Genomic DNA, 11760 nt, shown 5'->3' on the forward strand with positions numbered 1-11760 from the left:
GCGCTCCGTTCAGCCCCCTCTCCCTGTGGGAGAGGGTTGGGGTGAGGGGTCAGTCTCCGCCCGCAGTTCAGTCACCCGCTGCTGCAAATCAGGCCACGGTTTCTGCTTGGTAAAGTCCTGCCGTAGATAGTTCAGCAGCGCGGCGATTTGCTCGTCGTTGAGGTTATAACGGAACGCAGGCATATAGCCTAACTCGCCTTTGGCCGGCTGCTGGATACCGGAAAGCACCACGCGGATGGCATTATCCGGGCTGCTGCTATACAGGTTGCTGTTCAGGGCCAGGGAAGGGCGTACGCCCTGCATCTGCGCGCCTTTCTCCTGAGAGTGGCAAGCCATACAGGCACCGGAGAAAATCCGTGATCCCTGTGAAGTCAGCGGCTCAACCCTTTGCTCTGCCAACCGGTTGATCTCTGCGGCCTTACCCGAGAGGCTTTCATCCTGAGAATGGAAAGAGCGCAAATAGGTGGCAATCGCCTGCAAATCCTCTGGCGGCAACTGAGAAAGGCCTTCCTCGATCACCGGTGCCATCGGCCCAGCAGCCACACCGTGGTTAGCGGAGTAGCCGGTTTGCATAAAGGTCAGCAGATCCTGCTGGCTCCAGGCCAGCGGTAACTGAGCGTTGGCGGTCAGGGCCGGAGCGGTCCAGCCCTCTGCGACACCACCGCTCAAATGTTTACTGCCCCCTTGCTCCCCAAACAGGAAGTTTCGTGGCGAATGGCAGGCGCTGCAATGGCCCAGTCCCTCCGTCAGATAGGCCCCCCGGTTCCACTCTTTACTCTGGCTTGCGTCTGGCTGCATGGCACCGGGCGTCAGATAGAGCCAGTTCCAGGTCACGATCCCCTGACGGATATTGAACGGGAAATGTAATGAGGTTTTCGGCGGCTGGTAGTGCACCGCTGGCTGCGTCATCAGGTAGGCGTACAGTGCCTTGAGATCTTCGTCGCTGGTGCGGGTAAATGCGGTATAGGGGAATGCCGGGTAGAGGTAATTGCCCTGGCGATCGACCCCGTGGCGCATGGCGCGCTCAAAGGCGGGATAGGACCATCCGCCAATCCCCGTTTCCAGGTCGGGCGTAATATTGCTGGTATAGATGGTACCGAACGGGATTTCCATTGCCAGCCCGCCGGTATTGCGTTCGCCACCGGGGCGCGTGTGGCAAACCGCACAATCACCAACGGCGGCCAGACGCTCACCTTTTTCAATCTGCGCCTGGCTGAAGTTATGGGTATCCAGGCGATCGATTTGCACCATTTCTGGCTGCCAGGTGGCAATCGCCCCCACGGCAACGATGATGGCAACGGCCAGCGCGCCCAGCCCGGCGATTTTCTTTATCTTGTGCATAATATGTTACCCGTTTGCATGGCTGGAAGAGGTGGCGGTAGCTAAAGCCTTCAGGATCCGTTCCGGGGTGAAGGGGACTTCGCGCAGCCTGACGCCCAGCGCATCAAATAACGCATTGGCGATGGCGGCAGCGCTCGGTACGGAGGCGGATTCCCCTGCTCCCATCGGCGGTTCATGCGGGTTATCCAGTAGTTGGATATCCACCTCTGGCAGTTCGTCAAACCGTAGTAGGGGATAACCGCCCCAATCCAGTGAGGTCACACCGCTGCTGTCAAAAGTGACAAACTCTTTCAGGACCCGGCTGGCCGACTGGATGATGTTGCCATGCACCTGATGGCGCACCCCGGCCGGATTGACGATTTGCCCGCAGTCGTGGGCCACGTAGATCTTGTTCAGTGTGATCTGCCCGTTGCGGCGATTAACGCTGAGATCGCAGACCCAGGCTGCCCAGGCGGCACCAAACCCGGGGAATTTGCTGTGGAAGTAACGGGCATAGGCGAAACCTCGACCATTGACCTCCTCTTGATCCTCGACCACCGGATTATGATGGGCGGGGCCATCCTGCCAGTTGGCCTGTTTTTTCAGCGCGTGGATCAACGTAATGGCGCGCGGATCGGTTAAATATTGCAGCCGATAGGCGATCGGATCCTGTTTGGCGAGGTAGGCCAACTCGTCGATCCAGCTTTCATGGGCAAACACGTTCGGCAGCGCCGACACGCCACGCATCCAGGAAGCCCGCACGATGGGCGCTGCATCTTCCGCAATCACCCGCATATGCGGATATTCATATTGCGGCACGGCAGTACGGTCCCCCATCTGCTGTACGTCTGGCCGATTGGCAACCTTGCCGGTTAATACCAGCGGCAGGGTGACGGCATTGTTGGAGGGATAGCTGGTTCTCAGCTCGTAGGCGGCGACCTGATGATTGGCATCCAGCCCGCCACGTACGCGGATCAATTGCCCGGTACCTTTTGGTTCCCAACCCGCCTCCTGCTCGCGCATCAACTGCACCCGCACTGGCTTGCCGGTGGCATGTGACAGTAAGGCCGCATCTGCAGAAACGTCGTCGGCACAGTTACGTCCATAGCAGCCGGAAGCTTCCATGCGGTTGATATGCACCTGCTCCGGCTCACGGCCAAGCAATTTGGCAATGTCTTTGCGCAGGTCGTGGGGGTTTTGCGTACCGGACCAGATTTCCACCTGATGCGCATTTACCTCGGCCACGGCACAGGAAGGGCCGATAGAGGCATGCAAATGATAAGGCCAGACGTAGTCGGCATTGACCTGCGTTGCGACTGCGGCAAGGGCGTCGGTGGTGCCAGGATCGTCGCGCAGAATTCGCTCGGCTTTCGGCATGGCTTCCAGCGTCGCGTGCAGCTTATCCAAAGACAGATCCGGTAACCCGGCCCAGGGTTGCCATTGCACCTTTAGTTGGCGCATGGCTGCGATCGCCTGCTCCTCACGCTCGGCGACGATGCCGATAAAGTCATTGATGACCACCAGTTTGACAATACCGGGCAGGTGGGCGATGGATCCCCGATCGACGGAAATCATCGCTTTTCCCAATGGTGCACTGCTGTCTGCTCCGGCATAAGGCGGGCGCACTACCCGCCCATGTAACATGCCTGGTAGGCGCATATCGTGCACATAGGTCAGTTGGCCGCGAACCTTGGCTGGAATATCGACGCGTGCCACCGGTTTGCCCACATACTGGCCGCTTTGCGGGCTTTTCAGCACCACATTGCTGTCCAGCGGCAGATGCAGATCCTGCCCACGCGCCAGTTCGGCGTAGCTCAGGCGGGCTGAGGGGGCATCTGGGGCAAACACGAAGCCATTGGCGGTTGTCAGCTGTGTGGCCGGGCGCTTGAAGGCAATAGCGGCCAGTTCCACCAGCAATTGTCGCACCTGCGCAGCCGCCTGACGCAGGGGAACCGAGGTTACCTGAATGGTGGCGCTGGCGATGGTTGGGCCTTGATCGGGCGTGCGATTGGTATCGCCCAGGATCAGCGTGACATCGTCGAAAGCCACGTCCAGTTCATCGGCGACAATCTGTGCCAGTGAGGTGCGTATGCCGGTGCCGAGATCGACGTGGCCGTTAAACGCGGTCACTTTGCCATCGGCACTGAGGGCAATAAAGCTGCTGATACGGTCCAGGGGGATCGCTTTACCAGTGGCTGCAGGGCTGCTCGCCAGCGCGTTGAAGGGTAACAGACTGCTGACCATCACTACGCCACCCGCCTGCAGTAGGCGGCGACGGGTTATTTGCATCTCCATCATTGGGCACCGCGCTCGGCCAGAAGCCGCTTGGCCTGTTGCGCCGCAGCCAGAATTTCCAGATGGGTACCGCAACGGCACAGGTTGAAGGCTAATTCGTTTTTGATCTGTTGCTCGCTGGCTTGGGGATCGCGTTCAAACAGCGCCACCAGCGTCATAATCATGCCGTTGGTGCAGTAGCCACACTGTGCGGCCTGTTCATCGATAAAGCCCTGTTGCACCGGGTGTAAATGGCCTTCATGGCTTAGCCCTTCCAGCGTGGTGACCGCTTTCCCCTGGGCAGCAGACAACGGGGTGGAACAAGAACGGGTCGCAACGCCGTCGATCAGTACGGTACAGGCGCCGCATTCGCCCAGGCCACAGCCATACTTGGGGCCGTTGAGTTGTAGATCGTTGCGTAGGACATACAGCAGGGGAGTCTCTGGTGGGATGTTGCTCAGTGCGACCAAACGGCCATTAACCTTAATTTCCATGTAAAACCCTATCCTTGATGAGTTTAATTTTTTGTGAATTCTATGTTGATGACTGGGGGCTTGTTTGATCAAAAGAGGGATTTTTAATAATTAGCAGAATAATTATTGAAACAAGATGTAATGCATTGATACTCAAGAAGAGTTATAAGCAGCGGCGAGCCAATGCCCACCGCTGTTGTGAGGGGTTACCTAAGGGTTAAGCGAGAAACTCAACCTTGCCGCCGTCCAGATGGTACATGCTGCCCACAATCTTGATTTTTCCTTCCTCTTCCAGCTTTTTCAGCACCGGGCTGTTTTTGCGGATATCGGCGATGGTCAGCTCGACGTTGGTTTTGGCGACGGCATCAACAAAATCATAGTTGCTACCGCTGCGGTCGCCTTTGAATTCGGTTTTGTCGATGGCCGGTTTGATCTTGTTGAGTAATCCGGTCAGGTTACCCAGCTCGACATTCTCGATAGCGCCTCTTATCGCACCACAGGCGGTGTGCCCCATCACCAGGACCACTTTTGCTCCGGCAGCAGCACAGGCAAACTCCATGCTGCCCAGAATGTCGTCATTCTGAATGTTACCAGCAACGCGTGCGTTAAAGGTTTCGCCAATGCCGACGTCAAACAGAATTTCTGCCGGGGCGCGTGAGTCAATGCAGCTTAAAATGACTGCTGCTGGGAACTGCCCCTGAGCGCTGGCCTGCTTCTGGGCGACATAGTCATGCTGCTGCATTTTGCCTTCCCGAAAGCGCATATTGCCTTGTTTAAAGCTGGCGATGATGTCGTCCGGCGTCATTTTATCGCGCTGTTCTTTGGTCATCGCGGCGGCAAAGGCCACTGAAGGTGCGGTGAAACCGGCAATGCCGGTCATAGCTAATACTGAAAGGGCTGCGGTACGTTTTAGCAGGGCACGGCGTGGCGGTTCTTGATCGGGGAGCTTACTCATATACGTTATTCCTCGTGTGCTGTTTTGGAGAGAAAACACGTTGATTGCGCCAGTTCCCAGAGGTAATGAAACAACCGGGCGTAGTGGCGTTGAACGGGTATCGCCTTGATAAAGGTAAGCACTAGTAAGTGTATATGTGCCCTTGCTTTTCAGCTGGATATTTTGTGAACAAAATGAGGCCGCCGGGAACCAGATTCCTGTTTGTTCGCGCCAGACAATGGCTTAACATAGCGACAACTATTTTTGCCTGGCCTATATGGATATCCGATGCGTCATCTGGTTACGCTTTTACCCCTGATCCCTTTGCTGGCTGCCTGTAGCAGCGAGCCTAAACCTACCGAGCAACTGGCCCCCCCAGATAGCCTGGTGCAGAGTGGTTTTGTGCTTGAACCGGAGCATGCCATTCATCCGTTGGGCGGCGACTTTGCCAATAATCCGGCGACGGCGCGCTTTATCGACAAGATGGTGCAGGAGCACGGCTTTGAGCGCCAGCAGTTGCATGACGTACTGGCCCAGGCCAAACAGCTGGACTGGTTGGTGGCTCTGATGGATAAGCAGGCACCCGCTGGCAAGCCAGCGACGTCGCCAAACGGCGCCTGGATCCGCTATCGCAACAAGTTCCTGACGCCGGATAACGTGCAGAACGGGGTGGTGTTCTGGAATAAATATGAGGCGGATCTCCAGCGCGCCTATCAGGTTTACGGTGTACCGCCAGAAATTATCGTGGGCATTATTGGGGTGGAAACCCGTTGGGGCCGGGTGATGGGCAAAACGCGCATTATCGATGCGTTGGCGACGCTGTCGTTTAACTACCCACGCCGTGCCGAGTACTTTAGCGGTGAGTTGGCTACCTTCTTGCTGATGGCGCGTGCCGAAGGTGACGATCCGCTTTCCCTGCGCGGCTCCTACGCCGGTGCGATGGGCTATGGCCAGTTTATGCCTTCGTCGTTCAAGAGCTATGCGGTTGACTTCAACGGCGACGGCCATATCAACCTGTGGGATCCGGTGGATGCCATCGGCAGCGTAGCCAACTACTTCAAAGCTCATGGCTGGACGCGTGGGGCAACGGTGGCGGTGCCGGCTAATGGCCAGGCTCCTGGTTTAGAGACCGGTTTTAAAACCAATTATTCGGTCGCTACGCTGGCTGCGGCTGGGTTGACGCCGCAAGGCTCGTTGGAAGGTAATCAGCAGGTCAGCCTGCTGCGCCTGGATATGGGCAACCGTTATCAATACTGGTACGGCCTGCCGAACTTCTACGCCATCACCCGCTATAACCACAGCGTGCATTATTCGATGGCGGTGTGGCAGTTGGGTGAAGCGGTGGGCAGGGCTCGGCGCGGGCAGTGAGTTTTTTGGGTGATTGATTTTAGCTCGGAGATCTGCCCCTCACCCTAACCCTCTCCCACAGGGAGAGGGGACCGATCGAGTGGGACTTAAAATGTAGTGATTCTACATAAGCACCAATGGTTGAAGTGACAATCAGAGGTTGCTGAAATGACCTCCTTCTCCCAACAGAGCAGGGGCTATCAGCTCCCTCTCCCACAGGGCTGAGGAATCCCCAGAAAAATCGAGATGAGAAATAGGCTGTTTTTTAGCCAAAAGCGGACTAAAAAATAGCCTCAAGCAGACGAGAAGAAGTGGTTCGTCATTCTCTCACTGCCAATTTACGACCAAAATGGAACAGATTGATCGTAAAACACTCGCTCTAGTTCTCTGAAACCACTAAGAAAAAATTAGTGGGGATTCCTCAGCCCACAGGGAGAGGGGACCGATCGAGTGGGACTTAAAATGTAGTGATTCTACATAAGCACCAATGGTTGAAGTGACAATCAGAGGTTGCTGAAATGACCTCCTTCTCCCAACAGAGCAGGGGCTATCAGCTCCCTCTCCCTGTGGGAGAGGGTTGGGGTGAGGGGGCATCAACGTTCCCGCAACGACTCTTTCACCTTGTTCAGCGGCTTGATCAGGTAATCCAGCACGCTTTTCTGCCCGGTTTTGATCTCCACGCTGGCCACCATTCCCGGCACGATCGGGAACTTCTTACCCGCCTTATTCATCAGCTCCGCCTGCTTGGTGCGCACGTAAACCCGGTAGTAATACTGGTCACGTTTGACCTCGTCCTGAAGGGTATCCGGGGAAACTTTCTCCACCTCGCCATTCAGGTTGCCGTAGATCGACGAATCATAGGCGGTCACCTTGACGGTGGCTGGCAGGCCAGGGCGGATATAGGCGATATCTCGTGGATTGATACGGGTTTCGATCAGCAACTGATCTTCCAACGGCACGATCTCCATTAGCTTACCGCCCGGCTGCAACACGCCGCCCACGGTGGTCACCTGAATGTCTTTGACGATCCCACGCACCGGCGAAACCATGGTGGCACGCTCCAACTGATCTTCCTTACCGTTCACCAGCTCTAACTGGGCGTCGAGATCGGCGTTGTTTTTTACCTGCTCCTCACGCGCCCGCACGGCATACTGGTTAATTGCTTCGTCAATCTTGCCGCGCAGTTCGCTGACCTGCCGCCGCAGACGGATGACTTCAACCTGGCCGGCAGCCCCTTTGGCGACTAGCGGTTCGGTCATGCGTAACTCCTGCTGGACCAACTGCATCGACTGTTGCAGGTTGCTGACGGTCTCATCGCGATTACGCTTGCGAGACTCGTACAGCTGGCGTTCACGGGCCACCAGACTTGGCTCCTTCAAGGTATCGGCGCTGAACTGCAATGGCTCGCCGGTCAGCTCGGAACGCAGGCGTTCGGCGGAGGCGCGCAGGGTGCGTACGCGGGAAAAGGCCTCGCCATAGTTGGACTGGAAGCGTTTCACATCCAACTGCGCCAGTTTCTGGCCCTTGTTGACGATGTCCCCTTCATGCACATACAGGTGGTCGATAATCCCACCGTCCAGGCTCTCAATCAGCTGTGCCCGGCTTAAGGGCGTAACCTTGCCGGTGCCGACGGTGACCTCATCGAGCAGGGCAAAATAGGCCCAGACCACAAACAGGATCATTCCCAACAGCGTCAACCAAAGTACCGAGGAATGCCGCCGCCCCTGGCGTGCCAGATCGTCTTGCATGGTGATATTGCTCATTGCTTGCTCCTCATGCTACGCCCTGTTCTTTATTGATCGGCTTATTGGCTGCCTGCAGGATCTGATCCTTTGGCCCATCGGCCACCACGCGGCCGTTATCCAGCACCACAATGCGATCTACCAGCTTCAACAGCGCTGGCCGATGGGTGACCAGCACCAGCGTGCGGCCGCTGAGCCAGCCGTGCATCTGGCGGATCACGTACTCTTCCAACTGTTCATCCATGGAGGCGGTGGGTTCATCCAGCAGCACGATTTGCGGGTTACGCAGGATCATACGGCTCAACAACACCATCTGGCGCTGGCCGCCGGACAGGCCGCGGCCTCCTTCATGAATAATGCGATCCAGGCTGGCGGCATCTTGTTGCACCAGGCTCAGTGCCCCCGAGATCCGCAGCGCCTGAAGCATTTCCGATTCGGTAGCATGAGGGTGGCCGAGCATCAGGTTCTGGCGCAGGCTGCCGAAAAACAGCCGCGACTCCTGCGAGAGAAAGCCCAGTTGGCGGCGTACATCGCTGGGATCGATATGGCTGATGTCGACCCCGTCGATGATCACCTTGCCCCGGGTGGCGCTGGCTTGACCGGAGAGCAGCTTCAGCAGCGTCGATTTCCCCGCGCCGACCTTGCCGAGGATCGCTACCCGTTCGCCGGGTTTGATCTCCAGATTATTGACGGTGATCGAGTTTTCCCCTTTCTCCACGTCGTAGCTGTATTGCAGATTGCGCAGTTGGAAATGGCCGCTGAGCACCGGGCAATGAGCCATCTTGCCCTCTTCCGGTTTATCGAGCGGCTTCTTCAACAGATCGTCAAGGCCGGTCATGGCGGTTTTGGCGTGCTGCCAGCGTGAGAACACCATGGTCAACTGCATCAGGGGGGCGATGGTGCGTGAGGAAAGCAGGCTACAGGCCACCATGGTACCGGTAGTGATATCGCCGGCGAGCACCAGATAGCTGCCAAACACCAGCATCCCGGCATAGGTCAACTGCTGCACCGTTGAGGCCCAACCGCTGAGCCGCGCGCCCCACAGCCGCTGCTGCATACCGATGTTGGCACTGACCGCGTGGGTCTGCTCCCATTGGCGCTGGAAGTAGGGCTCGGCTTGTAGTGCCTTGATATCCTCAACCCCTTCGATCGACTCAACCAGCACCGCGTTGCGCAGAGCGCTTTCCCGCATGCCTTCCTTCGCCAGCTTGGCCATCGGCCATTGCAGCAAGATGCCAGGAATGACGATCAGCGGGATCGCCAGCATCGGGATAAACACCAGCGGGCCACCAACCAGCGCCATAATGGCGAGGAACAGCAGCACGAAGGGCATATCCGCCGCCGCGCCCACGGTGGTGGAAGTCAGCAATTCCCGTACCTGATCGATCTCCCTCAACTGCGAGATAAACGAGCCTGTCGATTTTGGCCGCGCTTCGTTTTTGATCGCCAAGGCGCGGGCAAACAGCATGCCTGAGATCTTCAGGTCGATTTTCTTGCCCATCAGATCGGAGATCACGGTGCGCGACAGGCGGATGGCATACTCCAGCGCTGCCGCGATCAGCACCCCAAAGAACAGTACCCATAAGGTGGAGTAAGACTGGGCCGGAATAACCCGGTCATAGACCTGCATCGAAAACAGAATACCGGCCAGTGCCAGCACGTTGCTGATGATCGATGCCAGCGAGATCTCGCCGATTTGCCGTTTTGCCCCGCGAAAATGTTGCCAGAACCAGTGTTTGCGATAGGGCTGTACGAAGTCGTCGATGCGCGCATCCTGCCCGCGCTTCGCCGCCCCCAGCAGCACAATGGTGCCTTGCCCTTTCAGCAGCAGCTCCACCAGCTCGGCCTCTCGTTGCACGTCGCCGCTGTCGTTGAGCCAATACAGCGCCTTACCCTCACTATCGAGGGATTCGATCACCATCAGGCCGCCGTCGTCGATCTCGATCAGTGCGGGCAGGATCTCGTTGCGCCAGCGGACTTTCTCCCGTGGCTGCAAGCTGACGCTAAGCCCCATCAGGTGGCCCAGGCGTTCCAGGCGGCGCGGGGCTGGCAGTTGTTCATACCAGCGCATTTGCTGGCGGACGGATTTGATATCGACAGCCAGACCGTAGCCGTTGGCCGCTCGGGCCATGGCTGCGATCCAGGCTTCGAGTGAAGCAGGTTGTGACATAAGCGCTCCTGGCAAATCATTCAGACTACAGCGACGGTAAGCTGTCGCCACTGGCTCGTTGGCGCTCGATACCCAACATATCCAATAAGTTGTCGACCGCGGAGGCGTAGCGCACCGCCGCGTCCCAGCCGTCGTACAGGGCGATAACGCGTGAGCTTTCTGCCTGTAGCACGTCTTGTTCCACGCTGAGCAGGTCGTTCAGGCTGCGCTTGCTGAGCTTGTACTCGTCCTGGTAGACGCTTCGGGTGTAATCCGCGCTGCTCAACTGCTGTGCACCGGCAAGCTCTCGCTGCTGGGCACCGATCAGGTCCGCATAGGCGGTGGAGGCTTTCTGGTTCATATCCAGCTTGGCGGCCTCGACCTGAGCCTGTGCCGCCTGGCGATCGCCCTCGGCGGCATCGACCTTGGCATTGACCGCGCCGCCCTGATAGATCGGTGCCTGCACTACGAGCTGCAGCTGATCGTTCCAATAGGATTGGGCGTCTTTGCCATCACTCTCATAGCGGGTGCGGCCAGCCTGGACCGAGATGGTAGGCCAGTGCTGCGCTTCGGCCTGGCGGATGCGCTGGGTCGCGGCTTCCTGCTTGGCCTGCGCGCTGAGCACCGCATTGCTTTTTTGATAGGGTAGCGACTTGAGGGTGATTTTCTGTTGCAACAGTTGTTGCGGCAGGTCGGGCAATTTATCCGGCACGACGCCGGTCAGTACGGAAAGCTGCGCCAGGGCCGAACGGTGTTGGGCGCGATACTGTTCCAGCGTGGCGTTCATCCCGGCGATGCGGGTTTGCGCCTGTAACACGTCGGATTGTGAACTGAGGCCAGCATTGGCCCGCAGCTCGGCAATTTCCTTGACCCGGTTCAGTGACACCAGGTTGCGCTCCGCCGCTGTACCCAAGTCCTGATAGCGCTTGACCTGTAGGTAAGCCTGCAGCGTTTGTTGGCCCACCTCGGTCATGGTTTGGTACAGCGTGTAGCGATAGGCGTCGGAGAGGTTATTTTGTTCCTCAATGCTGCCGCTGGTTTTGCCGAAGTCATACAGCAACTGATTCAGGGTCACGCCTGCCGAGGCGTTGTTGTTCAAGGTGCCAGAGGAGTCGGTCTGGCTGGATTTGCCAAAATTGCTGTTGAGGGCAATTTGCGGGAACCAGGCGCTTTGTGCCAGCGCCAGATCGGCCTTACCCACGTTAATCTGCGCCGAAGCCTGGGCGATCTGCGGGTTACGAGCAAAGGCTCGCAGGATCGCATCCTGTAACGTCAGCGTCATGACCGAACGTTCTGTCGGTGCTGCTTGCCAGTTAAATTCGACCTGCGGTGCGGCGAGAGTCTGACCTGTCAGCCCGCCTAGTCCGCCCAAAAACAGTCCGATTGTGGCCGCACGCCGTAGCGTGAGCCGAGTTCCATCCATGCCATAAAGGTGTCTTTTCATTATCGCTACCACATCTATGCCGATAACTGCGCTGGGTTGCCGTTTCGGCTTTGTTATTGTGACGATCGTTAATTTCG

8 protein-coding genes are annotated in these 11760 nt (G+C 57.6%); 1 reads left to right on the forward strand and 7 read right to left on the reverse strand.

Annotated elements, in window-relative coordinates; all coding sequences use genetic code 11:
* Nucleotides 1-9 precede the first annotated feature (9 nt).
* The 4 genes from ACMV5H_RS17940 to ACMV5H_RS17955 all read right to left on the reverse strand — a co-directional run bounded on the left by ACMV5H_RS17940 (nucleotide 10) and on the right by ACMV5H_RS17955 (nucleotide 5022).
* Nucleotides 10-1341 carry a c-type cytochrome gene (locus tag ACMV5H_RS17940; protein WP_414822242.1) on the reverse strand — a complete coding sequence of 444 codons (1332 nt, stop codon included), beginning with the start codon at nucleotides 1339-1341 and terminating at the stop codon, nucleotides 10-12.
* A 6-nt stretch (nucleotides 1342-1347) separates the two neighbouring features.
* Nucleotides 1348-3618 (reverse strand): xanthine dehydrogenase family protein molybdopterin-binding subunit, encoded by a 2271-nt coding sequence (locus ACMV5H_RS17945; protein ID WP_115160233.1) that lies wholly within the window; start codon nucleotides 3616-3618, stop codon nucleotides 1348-1350.
* A complete protein-coding gene (locus ACMV5H_RS17950) occupies nucleotides 3615-4088 on the reverse strand; it encodes a (2Fe-2S)-binding protein (RefSeq protein WP_021179470.1) in 474 nt (157 codons plus the stop codon). The genes ACMV5H_RS17945 and ACMV5H_RS17950 overlap by 4 nt, the downstream gene beginning before the upstream one ends.
* A 196-nt stretch (nucleotides 4089-4284) precedes the next feature.
* Nucleotides 4285-5022, reverse strand: a complete 738-nt coding sequence (locus ACMV5H_RS17955) for a carbonic anhydrase (protein WP_059199878.1) — start codon at nucleotides 5020-5022, stop codon at nucleotides 4285-4287.
* Nucleotides 5023-5289: 267 nt separating this feature from the next.
* Here ACMV5H_RS17955 and mltB point away from each other — a divergent pair, with 267 nt between their 5' ends.
* Entirely contained in the window at nucleotides 5290-6369 is a 1080-nt protein-coding gene (mltB, locus tag ACMV5H_RS17960; RefSeq protein ID WP_414822243.1) for a lytic murein transglycosylase B, read from the forward strand.
* 572 nt (nucleotides 6370-6941) lie between these two features.
* On the opposite strand, the gene ACMV5H_RS17965 is transcribed toward mltB, so the two are convergent.
* The 3 genes from ACMV5H_RS17965 to ACMV5H_RS17975 are packed head-to-tail and all read right to left on the reverse strand — an operon-like array spanning nucleotide 6942 to nucleotide 11683.
* Nucleotides 6942-8111, reverse strand: a complete 1170-nt coding sequence (locus ACMV5H_RS17965) for an HlyD family type I secretion periplasmic adaptor subunit (protein WP_209524209.1) — start codon at nucleotides 8109-8111, stop codon at nucleotides 6942-6944.
* A gap of 10 nt (nucleotides 8112-8121) precedes the next feature.
* The gene (locus ACMV5H_RS17970; RefSeq protein WP_209528804.1) at nucleotides 8122-10260 is read right to left on the reverse strand and encodes a type I secretion system permease/ATPase; all 2139 of its coding nucleotides are present in this window, start codon (nucleotides 10258-10260) and stop codon (nucleotides 8122-8124) included.
* A 25-nt stretch (nucleotides 10261-10285) separates the two neighbouring features.
* The gene (locus tag ACMV5H_RS17975; RefSeq protein WP_414822244.1) at nucleotides 10286-11683 is read right to left on the reverse strand and encodes a TolC family outer membrane protein; all 1398 of its coding nucleotides are present in this window, start codon (nucleotides 11681-11683) and stop codon (nucleotides 10286-10288) included.
* Between the last annotated feature and the right edge of the window lie 77 nt (nucleotides 11684-11760).

The organism is Serratia sp. N21D137, assembly GCF_047530005.1.
Taxonomy (GTDB): Bacteria; Pseudomonadota; Gammaproteobacteria; order Enterobacterales; family Enterobacteriaceae; genus Chania; species Chania fonticola_B.

Excerpts from the sequence above, each read along its gene's own strand:
- ACMV5H_RS17940 (WP_414822242.1), bottom strand. The coding sequence starts at position 1,341 with ATGCACAAGATAAAGAAAATCGCCGGGCTGGGCGCGCTGGCCGTTGCC.
- ACMV5H_RS17955 (WP_059199878.1), bottom strand. The coding sequence starts at position 5,022 with ATGAGTAAGCTCCCCGATCAAGAACCGCCACGCCGTGCCCTGCTAAAA.
- ACMV5H_RS17975 (WP_414822244.1), bottom strand. The coding sequence starts at position 11,683 with ATGAAAAGACACCTTTATGGCATGGATGGAACTCGGCTCACGCTACGG.
- ACMV5H_RS17970 (WP_209528804.1), bottom strand. The coding sequence starts at position 10,260 with ATGTCACAACCTGCTTCACTCGAAGCCTGGATCGCAGCCATGGCCCGA.
- ACMV5H_RS17965 (WP_209524209.1), bottom strand. The coding sequence starts at position 8,111 with ATGAGCAATATCACCATGCAAGACGATCTGGCACGCCAGGGGCGGCGG.
- mltB (WP_414822243.1), top strand. The coding sequence starts at position 5,290 with ATGCGTCATCTGGTTACGCTTTTACCCCTGATCCCTTTGCTGGCTGCC.
- ACMV5H_RS17950 (WP_021179470.1), bottom strand. The coding sequence starts at position 4,088 with ATGGAAATTAAGGTTAATGGCCGTTTGGTCGCACTGAGCAACATCCCA.
- ACMV5H_RS17945 (WP_115160233.1), bottom strand. The coding sequence starts at position 3,618 with ATGATGGAGATGCAAATAACCCGTCGCCGCCTACTGCAGGCGGGTGGC.